Source organism: Streptomyces sp. CNZ287 (assembly GCF_007827615.1).
Map to the genome: position 1 here is coordinate 16,803 of NZ_VISV01000003.1, position 20,672 is coordinate 37,474.

Below are 20,672 nucleotides of genomic sequence, written 5' to 3' on the forward strand. Positions count from 1 at the left end.
CCGGCCTCCGGAATTACGGGAGGCCGGACGCCGCCTGCACGGCCCGTGCGAACCGGTCGCGCATGTTCTCCGGCGAGTGCGTGGCAGTCGCCCGCGGCGGCATCGGCCCCGTGCGGGCACGGGTCGGGACCAGGATCAGGTGCGGGCCCGGGCTGTGGAGGGCACGAGTGACCTGCTCGCGAACCTGCTCAAGGCTTCGACACCGTTCCGCCGTTGCATAACCCGCGGCCCGCGCCACCTCCTCGATGGACGTACCAGCGGACGTGGTGGATTGCCCGCCGGTCGACTCGTGGATGCCGTTGTCCAGCACGACGTGCACCAGATTGCCGGGTGCCTGGTCGCCGATCGCCGAGAGCGCACCCAGATGCATCAGCGCGGCGCCGTCGCCGTCGAGGACGAAGACCGGGGTCCGCGGTTGCGCCAGGGCAACCCCCAGGGCTATGGACGAGGCGTGTCCCATGGAGCCCTGCATGTAGAAATTGCGCGGCCTGTCATCGAGACCGAACAGCTCACGCCCGGTGAAACCAGTGGTGGCGATCACCGGCGCCTCGCCGGCCAGCTCGCTGACCAGGCTCACCACCTCACCGCTGTGCTGCCTGGCCTCGGCCGCGCTGTCCTCGCCCGGAGGGCACTTGCCCACAGCACCCTTCTCCACGAGAACAAAGGGTGCCTGCCCTTTGGACACTGCGGCCTCGGCCTCATCCAGGATGCCGCTGAACTCCTCGTGCGACACATCCGCCCGCAGGATCCAGCGCGGCAGGCCGAGCATCTCCAGGAAGGGCTGGGTGATCCCGCCCATCACTTCGTGCTGGGGTTCGTCCTGGGCGGGGTCCGGCCACCCGCGAAGGCTCACGAACGTCAGCACCGGTATGCGGTAAGTCATCACCAGTGATGTCAGGGGGTTGACCAGATTGCCCAGCCCGGAGTTCTGCAGCATCACGTAGCAGCGCTCACCCGCCAGCGCCGCTCCGACCGCAACAGCCACGGCGTTGCCCTCGTTCGCGGCCGGGGTGTAGCGCCCAGGAGTGCGGCTGAGATGGGCGATGGGCCCTCCGAAGAAGGAACAGGGGACACCGCTGGCCCTGGCGAAGCCGCGCTGTTCCAGTTCACCGCAGAAGATGTCCGCCTCGATCACCGCCCGCCTCCTTCGGCGAAGCCGGCCGTCTGGCCGGTGGAGGATGTCCGTGTGGCGGAAGTGACCGCGCCCGGCCCGGACGCCCAGTCAGGGCGTGTGTCGACGGCCACGACCGCACAGGAGATGGATGTGCCGCCTCCGTGGGCGACAATCAGCACATGGTCGCCGGGGCCCACCTCGCCGGTCGCCACGAGATGCTCCAGACCGATGATCTGGTCGTTCACCGTGAGGTGGCCGAACTGGCGGCCGTACTCGAGCAGACCCTTGTCAGAACTGACTCCCATCGGGTCCAGGATGACCTTCAGGTAGCTCTCCAGGCCGGTGAAGACATGCGCCACACGCGTGACCTGCTCCGGGGTGATTCCGGCCTCGGCCATCGACCGCAGGGCCAGTTCGGCCCGCAACTCGCCCTGTCGGCTGACGACTTCGGCGACAGTGTTTCCCAGATCGTCTCCGAACGAACTCAGCCGCTCGCGGAAGTCGACCCGTTCCCCTCCGGCGCTCTCGGGGGAGTAGATCGGTTCGTTGCCGCGGTAGAGCTGTTCCAGCTCCGGTGTGGATCCGGAATTGATGGACAACAAGCGTGCGAAGCCGCCCTGTTTGGACAGCACCACCGCCGAGCCGCCGTCCCCGATCACGCCGTTCTGAAGCCCGAACGCCCACCGGTTGAAGTCCGGCCTGCCCGAGTTGTCGGCCCCGGTCAGAAGAGCCCCCGAGCCTTCCGGCTGCGCCATCAGGTACGAGGCGGCCATTTCCATTCCGCCGATCAACCCACTGCACGCCTGCCAGATAAGGAAGGAAGGAACGTCACGCTGTGTGACGTGGTGCAGAACGTACTGATGAGGAGACCAGCCCAGCGGGCCCTGCGGCCAGCTGTGCGCATGGATGTGAAGACGGAGGCCCGCTCCGTCCTGCCCGGCCCGCTCCATGGCCTCACGGGCGGCGTGGACCGCCATGTCCGGGGCGGAGATGTCACCCGCTACAGCCGCGCCGGTCCAGCCGAACCACTCGTAGTCCTCCTCCGAGTAGAGGCCCTGTTCGACGGCCTTCTCCGCACTCATGATCTCCGGGAGGTACGTTCCCAGGCCGGCGATGTGGATACCCGGTGTTTTCACAGCTCAGCACCTTCTGTGTCCGCGTCACGAGTGTTGCTGCCGATGTGGTCGATGATCTTGTTGAGGGTGCCGCCCTTGAGGAGGAGGGTGACGGGGATGTCGGTCTGGTGGTTCCGTTCGATGCGTGCGCGGAGTTCGACTGCCATGAGGGAGTCGAGGCCCATGCGCTTGAGGGGGGTGGTGGGTTTGACGCGGCTGGTCGGCAGTTTCAGAACGCTCGCGACGGTGGCCGTCAGCTCCTCCAGCAGAGGGTCCTCGTCCGTTCCGGTCGGCGGGGCGGGTTCGGCCTTGACGGCGGCGGTGACGGGAGCCTTCGGCGTCGGCTCGACGGCCCTGGGCTTCACGGGCGCGGGTGCGGCGCTGACCGGTTCTGTCGGTGTCGGAACACGTGCCTGATCTGTGGCCGGTATGGGGGGTGTGTTGCTGCCGATGTGGTCGATGATCTTGTTGAGGGTGCCGCCCTTGAGGAGGAGGGTGACGGGGATGTCGGTCTGGTGGTTCCGTTCGATGCGTGCGCGGAGTTCGACTGCCATGAGGGAGTCGAGGCCCATGCGCTTGAGGGGGGTGGTGGGTTTGACGCGGCTGGTCGGCAGTTTCAGAACGCTCGCGACGGTGGCCGTCAGCTCCTCCAGCAGAGCACCGTCATGCACAGCGGCACCGGCAGCCGGCGCCACAGGCGATGCCGGAGTCACGACCGGCGAACTACGCGCTGCTTTCCTCACCGGCGCGGCAGGCTCCCGCACGGCAGGCTGCACCACAGCGGACGCCGCGGGGCCGGGCGTCACCAGTTGCTGCTCAGCGACCGGCGCCTTCCCCGACAAGGAGCCCGCTTCGCCCTGCGCCAGCCCCCGGAACTGCGGAGTCGACGCCAGAGCGGGGTATGCCTGCGCCCATACGGGCCAGTCCACCCGGAGCACGGCTGCCTGGTCACACTGATGCTGCAGAAGATGCTCCAGGACGGCCAACCCCTGCGAGGGGGTGAAGTGCTGCATGCCCTGCGGAACAACGTCCCGTTCATCCTCCTGGGCCTTGCGCGCCATCATGCCCACGCCGCCCCAGAACCCCCAGTTGACGACGGACGCCGCCTGGCCACGCTGCAACCGGTAGTGCGCCAGAGCGTCCAGGAACGCGTTCCCCGCCGCATAGGCGCCGAGCAGAGGTGAGCCGAGCAGAGCCGACCCGGACGAGAAGAGGACGAAGAAGTCCAGCCGCTGGTCCCGGGTCAATCGGTGAAGAGCCCATGCGCCTGACACCTTCGAGTGCAACGCGGCGCTGATCTGCGGCGACTCGAGATCCCGCACCAGCGTGTAGTCGATCGTTCCGGCGACGTGCAGCACCCCACGCAGCCGCGGCAGACCAGCCGCCTCACGCTCCGCGAGCACCATCCGCATGGAGTCGAAATCCGCCGCGTCCACAGCGGCGTACTCCACCTCGATACCGCGCCCGGCCAGCGACCGAAGGAGCGACACCTGCCCATAATTTGGGTCGGTGGGCACTACGCTCCCCCATTCCTCACACGGCGGCAGAGCGGTGCGCCCCGTCAGGAGCAGGTGTCGGGCTCCTCGGTCCGCCAGCCAGGAAGCGACACGGCCTCCGATGCCTCCGACCCCACCGGTGACGAGATAGGTCGCATGGGCAAAAACGGAGAAGTCGGCCTTTTCCACGTCGCTCTCCTGGGCGGTGTGCTGAGAGAGCGCAACGACGACCGGACCCGTTTCCCCCTGCGCGGCCTGGGCTTCCTTCCGGGACAGTTCCGTGAAGCCGGCCGTTCGCAGGACCCCCCGCTCCGCGAGCCCACAGACCTGCCTCAGCGCCGTGCCCAGTTCCTGCGGAGCGCGGGAGAACAGCTCTGCGAGCTCGACAGTGTGGAAGGCGCGGTTGTGGGAGAAGTCCTCGGCAGAGAGATGCCCGGGCGAGGAGCCGAACGTGGCACTGCAATCCACGTAGCGTCCGCCCGGACTCAACTGCCGGGCGGTTGACGCGTTCTTCCGACCTGAACCCGAGGTCACCAGCACATCCAGATCCCGGGCCTCGCTGGAGACCACGGTGGCCCCCAAGGCTGTGGCGACCTTCGCGGCGGCCTCGGCCAGCTCGCCCGTGGTGTCGTCGACGGCAACCCGCTCCGCAGTGGCCACACGTGCCACATCGTGCAGAGCGCGGTATGCGGTGACGAAGCTGCGCGGCAGCGTGGCTGCCTGGGCCGCCGTCAGGGCGGCAGGCTTCGACACCACGACGGAGGCCGGGACGGTCACCGTACCGGCGAGCGGCCCCTGCACCAGAGCGAGAACGGTGTCGCCGGTAACAACTCCGTCAGTGCCGTCCCCGACTGCTGCGACGACGCCTGCGCACCCCCACATGAACGCGGGATCGGTCAAACGGTTGCCGTCTCTGGCGCCGATGCCGCCGTGGCTGACCTCGATCACGACATGACCCGCCGGAGCCCCGGCAGCTTCTGCAGCGCCGACTTCCTTGCGGACCAGGCGGGCGGCCAGCCGCCGGCCGTCACGCAAGCCGACCTGGGATTCGCCGTCCGCATGCAGCAGGTGCGTGAGAAGAGCGTCGACGCTGGAAGGGGCGTCGTCGAGATCGACCAGGCTCGTCTGCCAGTCCGGATGCTCGATGGCCAGCGTGCGGCCCAGCCCCCATATCGGGGCCTGGAACGGAGACTTGACCTGGTCCTGGCGCTGTACGAGCTGCGCCGAGCGCGTCACCAGCCACAACCGTGGTGGCCGGTCATGGTGCGCCTCTGCCAGTGCCTGGGAGAGGTGCACTGCGCTACGGCAGGTCAGGTCTTCGGCCCGTCGGATCTCCGCATCGTTCGCATCGCCCGAGACGGTGGCGTCCAGGCTCCACATATGGACGATGCCGCGGATCGTGGAGTCCTGGCTTGTTTCCATGAGGATCTTGGCGAGGTCATCACGTGAAGCCGGGTCCACTCGATGCCGGTCCGCACCGGTCGTCGCGTACCCGCGGGCGGCGGTGACGACGACGACCCGCTGGCCCCTTCTCTGCAGCCCCTTGACGACATTGCGCCCGATGTGGCCGGAGTCCGTCAGCACCACCCACGTTCCGTCCTGCTGAACAGCAGGTGTCGTCAGGGGCGCTGCCGGCGTCCACTGCAGCTCGTACAGCCAGTCGCCGGGTCCGTCCTCCTCGTCAGCGTCCGGTGCGGATGCCAGCGGAGCTGGAGCGTGCCCCCGGAGGTACTGCAGGCGCAGGCCGGTCATATCGGCCACCAGGGCTCCGGTTTCGTCGAGGATGCGGACGTCGCCCGTGAACGAGTCTTCGCGTGCCTCCGGTTTCAGAACGCAGTGACTCCACAGCCGGGTGCCCGGCCGCCGGAAGATCCGGACCTGGTCGATCCCTCCCAGGACGAACGCGTGGTCCTGGCCCTCTTCGATGTCCGGCCGTGCGGCGACGAGGGAGTGCGCCGCTGCGTCCAGAACGGCCGGGTGGAAACGGTGAGCGTCCCAGTCGGCCAGCACGGACGATGGGGCGGCCAGACGTGCCAGGGCCTCGCCCTCGGCCATCCAGACGTCCTCCACGGCCTGGAACGCACCGTTCCACTGATTGCCGCGCGCCGCGTGCCAGGGGTAGAACACGGTCTTGTCCTGGTGCCGGCCTGCGCGGGACCTGATGTCGGCGACAGCCTCGGCGGTGCCGGCGGGTGCCGCACACGGACTCACCGTAGCCTCGGCGTGCAGGACCCACGGGGACGCCGACGATGCCTGGCTGTGGACCTGCAGGGAGTACTCGGGAGCAGAACCGGTCAGGGTCAGGGTGACGCGGACCTCGGCGGCGCCCTCGTCCAGGAACAGTGCTTCGCGGTAGCGGATGTCGCGGACGGAGACCGGTGCGTCCCCGTGGATCTCTGCCGCGGCCGCCGCGGCGAGCTCGATGTACGCGGTGCCCGGGAAGATGACGGAGCCTTGCACCTGGTGGTCATGGAGGTAGGCGTTGCGTGCCCGGTCGACGGGTCCCTGCCATGTGCGTGTCCCCGAAGGAGCGGGGACGGCTGCGCCCAGGAGCGGGTGGGTGTGGACGACGCCCGGGGGGAGATCTGTTTCCTCAAGACGTTCCGCGGGTGCGCCGCCGGAGGACGTCGGCCCCTCAGTCTCCTCGATCCAGTGCTGGACACGCTGCCACGGGTAGCGGGGCAGTGGGACGAAGCGGCCGCCGCCGGTGACTTTCTCCCAGTCGAAGGCGACGTTCGCGGTGTGCAGCTTGGCCACCGAGGTGAGGAGTGATTCCCGCTCGTCGTCGTCCCGACGCAGGGAGCCGACGGCCGTGCTGGGCTGCCCGTGAGCCTCAGCTGTGGCAGCGATCGCGGAGGCCAGGACCGGGTGGGGGCTGATCTCCACGAAGACGGTGTTTCCCGTGTCCAGTTGAGTACGTACGGCGTCGACGAAGTTGACGGGTTCGCGAATGTTGCGCGCCCAGTACTCGGCGTCCATCCGGGAGCCGTCGATCGTTTCGCCGAGGAGGGTGGAGTGCACGGGGATGGTGCCCGCCTGAGGGCTCAACTGCTTCAGCTCGGACAGCAGGTCTGCGCGGATGGCGTCCATCTGCGGCCCGTGGGAGGCATAGTCAACGTTGATCCAGCGGTTGAACACGTCCTGCTCGTCGAGCTTGGCCAGGATCTCTTCCAGCGCCTGGCGGTCCCCGGACAGCAGCGTGGAAGTAGGACTGTTGGCAGCCGCGATCGCCACCGAGTTCTCGTAGCCGGCGATGGCTTCGCTCGCCTGCTGTGCGGACTGCTCCACCCAGGCCATCGTGCCGTGACCGCTCAGGCGCCGGGCCATCCGGCTGCGCCGGCAGATCACCGCGCCGGCGTCCGCCAGCGACAGCGCACCACTGATGTAGGCGGCGGCTGCCTCGCCCATGGAGTGCCCGATCACGACGTCGGGCTCCACTCCCCAGGAACGCCACAGCTCGGCCAGAGCGATCTCCATGGCCCACAAGGTGGGCTGAATGACGTCCACACGGGCGAAGCGCTCGGTGTCGTCGCTGTTCAGCAACTCGATGACCGACCAGCCGTTCTCGTGGCTGATCACACCGTCGCAGGCCGTCATGGCCTGCTCGAACACCGGCTCCGTGGCCAGGAGTTGGCGTCCCATTCCGATCCACTGTGATCCCTGACCGGGGAAGACGAACACGACGCGGGGGCGTTCCTCCTCCACGTAGAGAGCCGAAGCCGAACCGTGCGCTTCACCGTCTTCGGCGAACTCCCGCAAAATGGCCGCAGCTTCGCCGCGAGAGGCCACGACCATGGCCAGCCGGCAGTCGAAGTGGCTGCGCCGTTGCAAGGCGCTGTAGGTGAGGTCCTGCAGGGACGGCGCGGACGGACCCTCGTCGTCCAGAACGTCGGCCCAGGCGCCGGCCAGCTCCATCAGCGCTTCAGGTCCGACAGCCGACAGCGCGAGCAGATGCGCACCGGGCTCCCCGGCGCTGCCGCTCTTCTGCGCGGGACGGGGTTCCGGCGCCGACAGCACCACGTGGGCGTTGGCTCCGGTGAGACCGAAACTGCTGACTCCAGCCAGGTGAGGCCGGCCGCGGTCGGGCAGGGGCGTGTACGTGCTCGGCAGCCGCACCGGGAGGGTGTCCCAGGGGATGGCCGGGTTGGGCGTGTTCTGGTGAAGGTTCGCGGGCACCGCGCCGTGCTCGAGACTGAGCACGGTCTTGATGAGGCCGGCCATACCGGCTGCGGCCTCCGCATGGCCGATGTTCGTCTTGGAGGAGCCCACCAGGCACGGCTGGTCGACCGGACGGCCCGGTCCCAGGACCTGCCCGAAGACTTCCAGTTCCACCATGTCGCCGACGCTGGTGCCGGTGCCGTGCGCCTCGAGGTAGTCGATCTCGGCCGGGCTGATGCCCGCCTGCTCATAGGCACGCAGCAGGACGTCCCGCTGCCCTTCGACTCCCGGTGTGACCAGGTAGCCGCTGCTCTGCCCGTCATTGCCGATCGCGCTGCCCAGGATGACCGCCCTTACCCGGTCCCCGTCGGCCCGGGCCTGGGAGAGCGACTTGAGAATGACGACGCCCACCCCGTCACTGCGTACAAAGCCGTCGGCCGATGCGTCACCGAACTTGCAGCGCCCGTCGCTCGCCAGCATCCGTGCACCGGAGTAGACAGTGCCTTCCTCCGGCAGGAGCACCACGTTGGCTGCGCCGGCCACCGCCATCGTGGTCTCGCCTGACCGGATCGACTGGGCGGCCATGTGCACGGCCGTCAGTGAGGACGAACAGGCGGTGTCCAGGGTGACGCTCGGGCCACGGAAGTCGAAGGAGTAGGCGACGCGGCCCGAGGTCATGGCGCGGGCGGCAGACCCGATCAGTCCGTAGAACTCGAGGTCCTGGGGGTTCCGGTACTGCATGTGCCAGTAGTCGCCGCCGAGCTGGCCCATGTAGACACCGGTGTTCGATCCTCCGATACGGCCCAGGTCCTGCCCGGCATCCTCAAGGGCGTCGTAGGTGGTCTCCAGCAGCAGACGCTGCTGGGGATCCATGCGGGACGCTTCCCGGGGCGAAATCCCGAAGAACTCTCCGTCGAACTCCTGGATCCGTTCCAGGAAGCCGCCCCACTTGCTGGAAGTCCGGCCCGGCGAACTCGGGGACGGTTCGAAGATGGCCTCGACGTCGTAGCGGTCACGCGGTATCTCGCTGATCGCGTCGGTACCGGCGCGCAGTTGATCCCAGAATGTGTCGATGTCCGGCGATCCGGGGAAGCGTCCGGCCATGCCGATGATCGCGATCGGCTCGGCCTGCTCGCGGCGCTTCCCGTCCGTGCCACCCTCAGCGGCGCGATCTGAGTTGGTCTGCATGGTCAGTCCTTGTGTTCAGCTCGGTTGCCGGCTCCACTCAGCAGTGAGGGGGCCGACATGACGGAAGGGGCCGGAACGCCGAGAAGGTCCAGAACTGTCGGCGCAACGGCAGGCAGCGTGAGGGACTGCGGAGACAGATCGGCGGCCAGACGCCGGCCATCGGGGGTGGCAAGAACGAACGGCACCGGGTTGTGGGTATGACCGCCGTACGGACGCACCGTGCCGTCGGCGCCGGTCTGGATCATCTGCTCCGCGTTGCCGTGGTCCCCGACCAGAACGACCCACCGCCCGTGCCCGGCTGCCGCCTGACAGATCCGGCCGACCGCCTCATCAGTCACCTCGGCGGCCCGGACAGTGGCCTCGTAGTCGCCGGTGTGCCCGACGACGTCGATGTTCGCCAGGTTGGCGATGACCAGCGGGATGTCCGGACTGGCGGATGCCTCGATGACCTGGCCGGTGACCTCGCGCAGATTCATCTGCGGATGCTCCACGTAGTGCGGACCGAACGCACTGGGCACCTTCTGGTGCCGCTCGCAGGGGCGTTCCGCCGTCGAACGCCCGTTGATGAAGAACGTGACGTGCTCGAACTTCTCGTGCTCCGCGATCCGCACCGAACGCACACCGAGCTCATCAAGGACATCGGCCAGCCCGCCGGAGGCGTCAGCACGCTCAACGAGCGTTTCCAACGGCGTGTCCGTGTCGTACCGGGCGAGGCTGAGCAGACGCACCTGCGTGCGCCCGCTGGACTCCAGACGTGCGTACAGCAGGTCGACCAGCGGCGTGGTGCGGTCGCTGCGGAAGTTCGCGAACAGCACGGCGTCGCCGTCCACGATGCCCGGATAGGCGGGGCCACCGTTCAGCACCGTGGAAGCCGTCCAACCGTCGCCTTCGCTTCCCACGGCAGCGGCCTCGTCCGGTGCGGTGCGCTCGCCGACGGCGTCGGCGATCAGACCGGCGGCGCGCTCGGTGAGATCGCGGCGGCCGCTCTTGTCCATGGCGTAGTTACGGCCGATCACCGTGGCAATCGTTCCGGTTCCGGCCGCATCGGCCATCTTCCGAAGACGCCGCAGGTAGTCGACCGCTGTTCCGTCGGCGACATCCCGTCCGTCGGTGATCGCATGCAGCCACACCCGGCTCAGCCCCGCGTCGGCCGCTGCGCCCAGCAGCTCACCGATGTGGGACAGGTCGGAGTGAATCCGCCCGTCCGAACAGAGGCCGACCACGTGCAGCGCCCGGCCGGATCCGGCGAGGCGGCCACACGTTGCCGACAGGACCGCGTGCTGACGCAGGGCGCCGGATTCCGCCTGCCGGTGTACGAGGAGGCTGTCGTACTCCAGTGGCCTGCCGGCTCCCATGACGAGGTGGCCGATCTCGGAGTTGCCGACGACACCCTCGGGCAGGCCGACGGCGATGCCGGAAGCCTGAAGGAGCACGCTGGAGCAGCGGGCCCGCAGTGCGTCGAGATGAGGGGTGGAAGCTGCGGCGACGGCGTTCCCCGGACCGGGCGCTGCCTCGCCCCAGCCGTCGAGGATGAGGAGGATGCCGGGTGTGAGGGTCACGAGGCATCCTGGTCGAGCCCGGCAAGCCGGTCCCAGAAGGTGGGGAACGACTTGGTGACGCAACCCGGGTCACGGATGATCACGCCGGGAGTGCGCAGCCCGCAGATCGCGAAGGCCATCGCGATGCGGTGGTCGTCGTAGGTGTCGATCACCGCCCCGTGCGGCCGGCCGCCTTCGACGGTCATGGTGTCCTTGGTGGTGCGGACCGTGACGCCCATCTTGGTCAGTTCGGTTGCGACGGCATCGATGCGGTCGCATTCCTTGAACCGCAGGTTGCCGATGCCGGTGATGTGCGTCGTGCCCTGGGCGTAGGCGGCCACGATGGCGAGGGTCGGCACCACGTCGGGCATGTTGACCATGTCGATCTCGATGCCGGTGAGGTTGTCCGACCCCTCGAAGGTGATGCTGTCGCCGGTGACATCTGCTTTGCAGCCCATGCTCACCAGTGCCCGGACCAGGTCGACGTCGCCCTGGACGGAGTCGCCGCTGATACCGGGAATGGTGACGCGCCCGTCGAGGATGGCCGCGGCTGCCAGGAAGTACGACATGCCGGAGGCGTCCGGCTCGACGGTGACATCACCACCGGTGTACCGCTGGCCGGCGCGGACGGTGAACGAGCGGTAGCCCTGCCGCTCGACCTGAACGCCGCGGGCCGCCATCGCGGCGACCGTCATATCCACGTACGGCTTCGACAGCAGCTCACTGATAAGGCTGACCTCCACGTCCTCACGGGCGTACGGGGCGCTGATCAGCAGACTGCTCGTGAACTGACTGCTGACGGTGCCGTGCATGTACGCGGGGCCGCCTACCAGGGAAGGACCTTCTACGGAGATCGGCGGACAGCCGTTGCCCCGCAGGTCGAGCGCCGGGACGCCGAGCGGGTCGAGCGCGTCCAGGAGGTGCCCCATCGGACGCTCCTGCATCCGTTCCGAGCCGGTCAGAACGGTGGTGCCGTGGGCGAGTCCCGCCATCGTGATCAGCAGGCGTATCGGGGTACCGGCGTTGCCCATGTTGATCTCGTCCGCCGGTGCGGTCATCTGTTTGCCGTTGGGCGTGACGGTGACGGTGTTCGTGGCCTCGTCGATGCCGACGGTGACGTGACCGAAGGCGCGCAGAGCATCGGCGAGCAGCAGGGTGTCCTGCGACAGCAGTGCGTTGTGCAGCGTGGTCGGCTCGCTGCTGAGCCCCGCCATCGCCAGATGCCGATTTGTGTAGCTCTTGGACCCCAGCACGGGAACCGTGGCATCCACGCTCTTGACCGGGGTCACTTCGTACTCGGCGAGGTCGAGGATCGGATTCTTCGGCAGACCGGTCATGATGTGTTCTCTCCTCCGTCTGAAATGACCCGGGATACAGGGGAGTCGGGTACTACACGTCGGCGCGGTGCACCTTGTGCTGAGCGGCTTGAGCCCGTGGCCGGACCACAAGGAAGTCCACGTTCACGTGAGCGGGTCGCGTCACTGCCCATGCGATGACATCGGCGATGTCGTCGGCGACCAGAGGCTGGTCGACCCCGGCGTACACGGCGGCCGATCTGGCGTGGTCGCCGCGATAGCGGTTGAGGCTGAACTCCTCGGTCTGGACCATCCCCGGCGCGACTTCGACGACCCGTACAGGGCGGCCGCACAGTTCCATGCGCAGAGTTCCGGCCAGCGCGTGCTGGCCGTGCTTGGCCGCGCTGTAACCGCCGCCCCCCTCGTAGACGGTGAACGCGGCGGTCGACGACAGCACGACGACCGTTCCGTTGCCGCTGCTCACCAGGAGCGGGAGCAGGGCTTGTGTCACGTGCAGGGAGCCGAGGACATTCGTCTCGTACATCACCCGCCAGTCCGCCGGGTCCGCCCCCTCCACCTCTTCGGTGCCGATGGCACCGCCGGCGTTGTTGACGAGAACGTCACAGCGCTCGAGCTTCAGCCCGAAGGCTGTGACCGCAGCCACGTCCGTGACGTCGAGGACCTGGACAACGGCCTGGCTGCCGCGTGCCTCGACCTTCTTGGCAACCGCCTCAAGGCGCTCTTGGCGCCGTCCGACCAGCACCACGCTGTAGCCCTCGTCCGCCAGGCGAACCGCGGTGGCCGCCCCTATTCCGCTTCCGGCGCCCGTGACGACGGCGACCAACGTGCCAGCGGAGGCGGAGGTCACGACGCCCCGGCCGCAGTCGGCTCGGTGAACGAGTCGGGAACGGGGGCGCTGCCGGCCGGGAACGCCCCCAGCCAGACCACGCTTCCGGGCGCCAGTGTGCAGGTGAGCCGAGCGCCGTCGGCCTCCCTGCTCTCCATCCTGCCGCTCAGGAAGACGACGGGCGTGCCCCATTCCTTTGCCTGCGGAAGCAACTCCGCGGGGGAGAACGCACGGGGCTCCGGCGAGATGTTCTGCACGCTCACGATCCGAACATCGCCCGCGGCACTGGATCGCGTGACCGCCCGCAGGCCGGCACCGGCCTCGACCTGCTTGAACTGCGAGTCGGCGGTGAACGCGTCCTGTGTGTGCGGATCGTTGCGAACGCTGTTGAGAACCTGCTCGTACTCGGCGATGTCGACGTCGGGCGCCCCGGCCACGGGGGCGGTGAAGTCAGGCACGGGGACGCCGGCCTTTTCGTATACAGCGGTCACGAATCCCGCCACGACCGGGTGCACCGCGCCCGGGGCGCTGGAGAGTTCCGGCTGGAAGAGACAGGCGACGTAGAACGGGTGCCCGGTGATTTCCAGGGCACGCGGGGCATCGCGGTCGTCCCAGCCGCTGAACCGGACATCACCCTGAGTGGCGGCGTCCAGGAACTCTTTCACCATGCCGTAGTCGCACTGCAGGATCTCCTGGATCTCGGTGCGCCCCCCGTACATGGCCGACAGCCGTGATCCTTCGCGAAGGAACAACGGGACCCAGTTGTTGTTGTCGGCGGTGCAGGTCGGCGGCAGGATCAGCTTCTCGATCGGCGCGATGTCGTCGCCGAGCTCGGCGGTCTCCGGCAGGTGCAGTACGTTCTGCGCGTACTCCAGCACGGCGCTGTAGAAGCCGCCGCAGGTGCCCAGCAGCGGTAGCCCCGCTTCACGAGCGTGACGCAGAGCGCGGTGGACGCCCTGCTGTGCGTGGTAGGGCGCGCCGGGAACGACCCAGATGCCGTCGTAGACCGAGAAGTCGGTGGAGTCGTCGATGTGCCTGGTCGGTATCCACTGGGTGTCGATTCCCAGAGCGGGAAGCAGCGGTTCGATCCGGGGGTGGGCCGGCTCCTGGTGGTTGTACTGGTCTCCGACTAAGGCCAGCAGCGGCCTGCGCGCAGCGGACACGGGTTCTCCCTCTTGTGGGCGTGACGGCATCACGCTGCGCGGCGGAACGCAGCGTCGGTTTCAGGACATATGGTTACGGCCGGTCGGGGACGCGACGCGGCACCAGAACTCGCCCTGGCAGCAACACGGCTCGCAGAGCGGTGAAGAGCGGCGCACACGGCAGCAGGGGACCGGCGGACCGCAGTACGGCGAACACGATATCGATGAACGCCGAAGCAGTGGCCGACACTAGGAGCGCTCCGACGGGTATGTCAACCACTCGCCCCTGCACCGCAGATGGAGATGCGGGCGCTCCCGCAAGTGCCCGGCGCGAGCGGGCGGCCGAATTGCATGTCATCCGGGGGTGGAAGCGAAATGAGGGGTTGCGTCTCTGCTTCGATACATGTCAAGTTAGAAGCATGTCGATGTTGGACCGGTCGGAAGTTGATCACAACAGGACAGTTCCGGAAGGTGAGATAGCGGCTCACGGCCTGGCGGCAGATGCTTCCGGGCGCCGACCACTGACGGGGGAGAGATCATGGGTACGCACACACCTGGCCAAGTCCTCGATGAGGCTTCGCCGATGACTCTTGCGCTGTGGGCCAGGCTTTCCTGCTGACCCTTCGCCGTGTTCGGTCCGGCGCCGGGTCAGCAGGGGCGCGACGTCAGACCTTGGTCACACGGCACGCAAAGCACTTGTAAGCCTGTTGGCCCGAGATGTTGTCGTAGAAGCGGTCGTCCAGCAGAACGTTGGCGGGCTCGTAACGGGAGGCACCAAAGACATCGCCGACGGATTGCGCCGGGCCGAACGTGTTGGGAACGAACACGGTGTCCTGGCGGATCCCTTCCCACACCAGAGCATGTCCTGTCACCGAGCCCCGTGGGCTCTCGACCTTCACCTCGTCCCCGTCGGCTATGCCGTTCAGCCTTGCTGTGCGGGGGTGGATCTGAACGAACCGGACGCCGTTGAGCTGCTTGCCGGTACGCGTCCAGTGCGTGACCTCGGCGAAATGCACGACGCTGGGCCGTCCTGTCATCCCCATCAGCGGGAAGTCGCGGTGAACCGCATCGCTGCCCTGTACGCCCAGGACCACCGGGTGGGTCACGGCACGCGGAGTCAGGGGGTTGGGCACGAAGCCCTCCTCGAAACGCACCGTGGGATGCGCCCCGGTGACCTCCGGGTGGGTGTAGAAGACCGGAAGTGCGCTGTGGCCCGAAGCCTTCAGGCCGGACTCCAGTTCAGGCGTGGTGATCTCCACCTTGCCGCTCGGCGTCAGGAACCGCTTGCCCCGGTGCGCGGGGGACAAAGAGGCCGCTGCCTCGTACCAGCTGGGGTGGTCGGCGAAGAGCGTGCTCACTCCAGGGTGCCGGTCGGTGGGGCAGGGCCAGCGCAGTGGTTCGGAGCGCTTCCTCAGACGGGCGCGGCTCATCCCGCCCATGCCGGGGGTGTGCTCGACGAAGTCGGCCCACAGGTTCGCATAGCTGTCCCATCGTGCGGGGAAGGCCTTCGTCCACTGACCGGCCGGCCCGCGTGTGTCCAGCCGTGCCATGGTCCGTCCGAGCTGGACCCAGACCTCCCAGTCGGGCTTGGACTCACCGACCCGCGGCACCGCCTGGTCCTGCCACCGGATGGCGCGGTCATCGCGGCGCATGTAGACGCCGTCCATCTCCAGACCGCTGCACACGGGCAGAATGATGTCGGCGTAGTAGGCCGGCTCCTCCATGAACAGCCCGGTGTAGACGTAGAATTCGAGCTGCTCGAACGCCTCGCGGACCTTGGTGGTGTTCGCCGAGGAGACCAGCGGATTGCCCTGGGTGATCACCGCCTTGAGACGGTAAGGCTCCCCGGTGAGAATCGACTCGGCGAAGTAGTCCGGCCCCACGGGCAACGCCTCCCGCACCTTGGGCAACGCCCCATCGAGGGCGGGCAGCTCCAGCGCGCCGGGCCAGGTGTTGTGCATGAAGTTGCAGCCACCCCCCGGGACGCCGATGTTGCCGGTGACGGCGGCCAGGAACGCCAGAGTGCGGTAGGTGTCGAACGCGCCGAGCTGGTGGGAGATTCCCGCGTTGCAGAAAATCGCGGCCGGACGAGCGCTCGCGTACTCCTCCGCCATCTCGGTGATCGTGGTCTCTGGTACCCCGGTCACCTCAGCGGCCCACGCGGGCGTGTAGCCGCGCTGCGCGAGGTGACGCTCGAGTTCGGTGAACCCCGTCACCCAGCGCTTCACGAACTGGCGGTCGTACAGGCCGTTACGGATGATGTGATCCAGCATGGCCAACACCAGCGCGTAGTCGGTGTGCGGCTTGGGGGAAACCCACCGGTCGGCCTCCGTGCCTGTCGGGGTGAGGCGGGGGTCCACGACAGTGAGGGTCGCCCCGGTCTCCTCCCGCCGGCGCAGCAGGTACTCGAAGGTGACCGGATGCGTTTCGGCCTGGTTCGTGCCGAGGAACAGCAGATGCCGGGCGGCGCCGAGGTCCTGCTTGCCGGTTGCGGCGTCCACCCCGTAGCCGTTGGTGAAGTTCCCCATGCCGAAGGTCGCGGCCAGGGCGTTGCCGCCGGCGTCGTTGCAGACGGGGCCGACGTCGATGTTGTTGGGACTTCCGAGCAGGGCGAAGAGACGAGCGATCACGGCGGTAGTGCCCTGGGGCATCCTGCCCGTGGCCCGGTTGGCGATGGTGTGGGCCTGCCCGGTATCGCGCAAGTGCAGGAGGCGGCGGGCAATCGTCTCCAGCGCCTCGGTCCAGCTGATCTCCTCGAACCGGGACTCGCGCGATCCCTTCGGACCCGACACGCGGCGCAGAGGAGAGGTCAGACGAGCCTCGTTGTAGACCAGTTCGGGCATCATCTCGGCTTTGACGCAGATGCTGCCGTCCTGGACCGCATCCTGCTCCTCGCCGCGGATGCCGATGACGCGGTCCGCCTTCAGATCCACGTGCAGCCGGCAGTTCGCGTTGCAGAACTGGCAGGCGGTGGCCACCGTCCGGTCAGGAGTAAGTGCGGCCGAGCCGTCGGTGAAGTCGATGCTGCGCATCGTGGGTCGGCCGGTGCCCGGTACGCGCGTAGTGCCGCGCGCTGCCGTGTTCGCCTGCGCCTGGGCTGCGGCCTGCTGGGCCGGTACGGCTCCTGCGGTGCCCAGAGCGGCGGTGCCGATGACGATACTGCGGCGCGATATGCGTGTGCGGTGCTCCATCAGTGGGTCGTTCCTTTCGGCGCCTGTGGGACGACGTGGCAGAGCCCGGTGCGGGCGCGTCATCGCGCCCGCACCGGATCCGGACTACTTGGCGGGAGTGTCCGCCTCGGGTGCGAGTGCGGACTCGGAAGCGGCACTCGGCTGCGGCGTGCGCCGCTTGATCAGAACGAGGACGACACCTGCCAGCGCGACGGCAGTGGCGAAGACGAGCCCGGGACGGAACTCGTCGAGGACCTCCTGTGCCGAAGGCTGTGCGCCGTCGGCGCCGTCCATGGCGATGATGGCGGTGGTGACCGCCAGGACGACGGCTGCACCGATCTGCCCGCTCGCCTGCAGCATGCCTGCTGCCAGACCTTGCTCGCCGGGCTCGACACCGGTCACCGCCTGCACGTTGGCGCAGGGGAAGACGAACGCGAATCCGATACCCACCAGAACGACGGTGGGCAGGATCAGGGACACGTACGCCGGGTCGGTGGTCAGCCGCAGAAGCAGAATGAACCCGATCGCCTCGGCGGACAGGCCGAACACGATGAGCTTGGCTGTCCCGAAACGGGGGATGAGCCGGCCGGCCGCGGGAGCGCCGAAGGCGACGATGAGACCGATGGGCAGGAGCGCCAGCGCCAGCTCGAGCGGGCTCCACCCCAGCGTCCCCTGGAGGTAGAGCGTCATGAGGAACTGGAAGCTGAAGTAGGAACCGAGCAGGGCGATGAACGAGAAGTTCGCCCTCATGAGCGCACCTCGGCGGAACACCCGCAGAGGCACCAGCGGACTGTCCACCTTGCGTTCCACGGCGACGAATGCCGCGAGGAGAACCACCACACCGACGAAGGACAGCAAGGTCCGCGAAGCTCCCCAGCCCACCTCTGGCGCGTTGACCACGGTATACACCAGCAGCAGCAGGCCCGCAGTCATAGTGAGAGCACCGAGGAAGTCGTAGCGGCCGCGAGCGTTGGGCCGGTCGCGGGGAATCAGGAAGATGCCGACGACGAGTGCGCCGAACGCGATGGGGACGGAGAACAGGAACGTCCAGCGCCAGCTCAGTCCGGTCATCAGACCGCCGATGACCAGGCCGGAGGAGAACCCGGAAGCGCCGAACGCGGTGTAGATGGCGATGGCCTTGTTGCGCTGCCTCCCCTCGGGAAAGGTCGTCGTGATGATCGACAGCCCGGTGGGGACGGTGAACGCGGCGGCGACGCCCTTGACGAACCGGGTGGCGATGATGAGAAGCCCGTCGTCGACCAGCCCGCCGATCAGCGAGGCGATGGCGAACACTGCCAGCGCGACAAGGAAGACCTTTCGGCGCCCCACCAGGTCGGCGGTGCGGCCGCCCAGCAACAGCAGGGCGCCGTAGCCCAGCAGGTAGCCGTTGACGATCCACTGCAGTTGGGCGGTGTCCAGGCCGAGGTCGGCACCGATCTCGGGCAGGGCCACACCGACGAGCGTGACGTCCAGACCGTCCAGGAGGAGCGCCAGACACAGGACGGCCAGGAGTGCCCGTTGCTTGGCGGACCAGCGCACTTGAGGTTCGGAAGCGGCAGAAGTCATGGCAGGAATCGCAGCTCTCTGTGGAATGAGAAGGGGTCAGTGGGAGGCGGTGTCCGGTGCTGCGCAGCACGAGGGCGTCGGCGCGGCCGCGGAGGTCGGTTCGCCGGAATAGCCGTGCAGGGAACCGCTGGCGAAACCCTGCGGGGCGGCCGGAGCGCTGCAGCAGTCCGCATCCGAGTTGTCCGGGAGGTCGGTCGAGCACACGCCGGTTTCCGGCAGGTCCAGTTCGACGGCGTCGGCCGCCGCGCGGTCGCCTGCCAGTGCCGCGGCGATCGAGCGCACCTGCTCGTACCCCGTCGCCAGAAGGAAGGTGGGGGCGCGCCCGTAGCTCTTGACGCCGGCGATGTAGAAACCGGGCTCCGGGTGGGCCAGCTCGCGCTCGCCGTGGGGCGGGACGGTTCCGCAGCTGTGGTTGTTGGGGTCGATCAGCGGACCCAGGGCGGAGGGCGCCTCCACCGCGGTGTCCAGGCTCAGTCGTACCTCGCGCAGCATGTCCAGATCGGGCCGGAAGCCGGTGGCGGCGACCACGGTGTCCGCCTCCACCGAGCGAGGGCCATCGGCGGTCACCGCGTGTACGGTCACCGCCCCGCCCCCTCCGCAGCAGCCGTCGCCGGTCTCGAACCCGGTGATCGAGAACTGCGGCACCAGGGTGATCACACCGAAGTCGACGAGGCTCTTCAGCCGGCTGCCGAGAGCTCCGCGTGCGGGCAGTCCGTCAGCGTCGCCCCCGCCGTACAGCCGGTCGGCACGGGCGCTGCGGATGGCCCACGTGATCGAGGTTCCCGGCTCGCTCACGGCCAGCTCCGCAAGAGCCAGCAGGGTATTGGCCGCAGAGTGGCCCATCCCGACGACCAGAGCGCGCTTGCCTGCGAAACGGGCGCGCTCCTTGCCCAGCACGTCGGGCAGCGGCCCGCTGAGGAAGGATGCTGCCGCGCTTTCCCCGGCGGCGGGCAGACCTGCCGCGCCCATGGGGTTGCGCTGCCCCCAGACACCGGAGGCATCGATGACCGCGTCCGCCCTGATGTCGCTGACGGCGCCGGACGTATCGGTGGTGCGCACCAGGAATGGGCGGTCCTCGCGGCCGGCGCTGCGGACCTTGTCCAGTCCGTCCCGCGTCACCCCGACCACCTTCCGGCCGGTGTGGATGCGCCCACTGAGCGCCGCGGTGGACGCCAGGGGCAGCAGATAGGACTCGATGAGCTCGCCCCCGCTGGGCAGTGCCTCGGGATCGGGCGCCTGCCAGCCCGTCTGCTCCAGCAGACGACGGGCCGCGGAGTCCACGTTGTAGCGCCAGGGCGAGAACAGCCGGATGTGGCTCCAGTCGGCGACTGCGCTGGCCACGTGCTCACCGGCTTCGAGCACGACCGGCTCCAGGCCGCGTTCCACGAGGTGGGCGGCTGCGGCCAGACCCACGGGTCCGGCTCCGATCACGACAACGGTCCTGCCCGGGCCGTTTGCGCTCTCCGGCATGGATTTCTTCCTTCAGTGGGGACCTGGAGGCAGCGAGAAGCGCAACCCCCCAACGAACAAGCTTTACGATTAATACCAGCATGCTTTGGTGATAGCAATGAGATGTGGTTCAATGGCGTCATGGGACGTGAACTGGACATCGAGCTGTGGGACGTGTCGACGCTGCCCACGGCTTCGGAGCGCGCCCGGCGTCTGGCCCCGCTCCTCAAGGCACTGGCAGACGAGAACCGGCTGACTCTCATGCTTCTGCTGGCCGAACGAGCACGGTCGGTGCGCGAGCTCACAGATGCCAGCGGCATGTCGCAGACCCTCGTCAGCCATCACCTGACCCCGCTGCGCGAGCAGGGCCTGGTGCTTGCGACACCCAAGGGGCGCAGCAACATCTACTCGCTCTGCTGCGACGCCCTCGTCCAGCCCGTCCAGCTCCTGGCCACGCTCGCCTCGCTCAGCCCACAGAGCACCGAATGCTCCAGCACCGCCCCCGGCAACGAGAACTGTTCCCAGCCGGAGTCCGCTCGCTAGTACCCGACCATGTGACGCCGTGTCCCTGACGGGCCCGGCGAGGGGAGAAGT

Annotated in this window: 11 protein-coding genes; 1 reads left to right on the forward strand and 10 read right to left on the reverse strand. The window is 68.2% G+C overall.

The features are described 5' to 3' along the window. Positions 1-13: 13 nt before the first annotated feature. The 10 genes from aepY to FB457_RS07765 form a co-directional block, all read right to left on the reverse strand. Positions 14-1,135 carry a phosphonopyruvate decarboxylase gene (gene aepY, locus FB457_RS07720; RefSeq protein ID WP_047018916.1) on the reverse strand — a complete coding sequence of 374 codons (1,122 nt, stop codon included), beginning with the start codon at positions 1,133-1,135 and terminating at the stop codon, positions 14-16. Then, on the reverse strand, positions 1,132-2,250 hold the full coding sequence (locus tag FB457_RS07725; protein WP_078898514.1) for a ketoacyl-ACP synthase III family protein: 1,119 nt from the start codon (positions 2,248-2,250) through the stop codon (positions 1,132-1,134). The genes aepY and FB457_RS07725 overlap by 4 nt, the downstream gene beginning before the upstream one ends. Then, positions 2,247-9,071: a type I polyketide synthase gene (locus FB457_RS07730; RefSeq protein WP_145781334.1), complete on the reverse strand. Its 6,825-nt coding sequence runs from the start codon at positions 9,069-9,071 to the stop codon at positions 2,247-2,249. Before FB457_RS07730 ends, FB457_RS07725 begins: the two co-directional genes overlap by 4 nt. A gap of 2 nt (positions 9,072-9,073) precedes the next feature. Then, the gene (gpmI, locus tag FB457_RS07735; protein ID WP_047018915.1) at positions 9,074-10,630 is read right to left on the reverse strand and encodes a 2,3-bisphosphoglycerate-independent phosphoglycerate mutase; all 1,557 of its coding nucleotides are present in this window, start codon (positions 10,628-10,630) and stop codon (positions 9,074-9,076) included. Next, entirely contained in the window at positions 10,627-11,946 is a 1,320-nt protein-coding gene (aroA, locus tag FB457_RS07740) for a 3-phosphoshikimate 1-carboxyvinyltransferase (RefSeq protein ID WP_047018914.1), read from the reverse strand. The genes gpmI and aroA overlap by 4 nt, the downstream gene beginning before the upstream one ends. A 52-nt stretch (positions 11,947-11,998) precedes the next feature. Then, positions 11,999-12,748 carry an SDR family oxidoreductase gene (locus FB457_RS07745; protein WP_047020514.1) on the reverse strand — a complete coding sequence of 250 codons (750 nt, stop codon included), beginning with the start codon at positions 12,746-12,748 and terminating at the stop codon, positions 11,999-12,001. Positions 12,749-12,768: 20 nt separating this feature from the next. Then, positions 12,769-13,914, reverse strand: a complete 1,146-nt coding sequence (locus FB457_RS07750) for a CTP synthase (protein WP_253911489.1) — start codon at positions 13,912-13,914, stop codon at positions 12,769-12,771. A 644-nt stretch (positions 13,915-14,558) separates the two neighbouring features. Further along, positions 14,559-16,925 (reverse strand): molybdopterin-containing oxidoreductase family protein, encoded by a 2,367-nt coding sequence (locus FB457_RS07755; protein ID WP_486588974.1) that lies wholly within the window; start codon positions 16,923-16,925, stop codon positions 14,559-14,561. A 243-nt stretch (positions 16,926-17,168) separates the two neighbouring features. Then, positions 17,169-18,629, reverse strand: a complete 1,461-nt coding sequence (locus FB457_RS07760) for an MFS transporter (protein ID WP_047018912.1) — start codon at positions 18,627-18,629, stop codon at positions 17,169-17,171. Positions 18,630-18,665: 36 nt separating this feature from the next. After that, positions 18,666-20,099, reverse strand: coding sequence for an FAD-dependent oxidoreductase (locus FB457_RS07765; RefSeq protein WP_145781336.1), 1,434 nt, complete (start codon positions 20,097-20,099; stop codon positions 18,666-18,668). A gap of 120 nt (positions 20,100-20,219) precedes the next feature. On the opposite strand from FB457_RS07765, the gene FB457_RS07770 reads away from it, so the two are divergent. Further along, positions 20,220-20,621 (forward strand): ArsR/SmtB family transcription factor, encoded by a 402-nt coding sequence (locus FB457_RS07770; RefSeq protein WP_047020512.1) that lies wholly within the window; start codon positions 20,220-20,222, stop codon positions 20,619-20,621. The last annotated feature ends 51 nt before the right edge of the window (positions 20,622-20,672 follow it).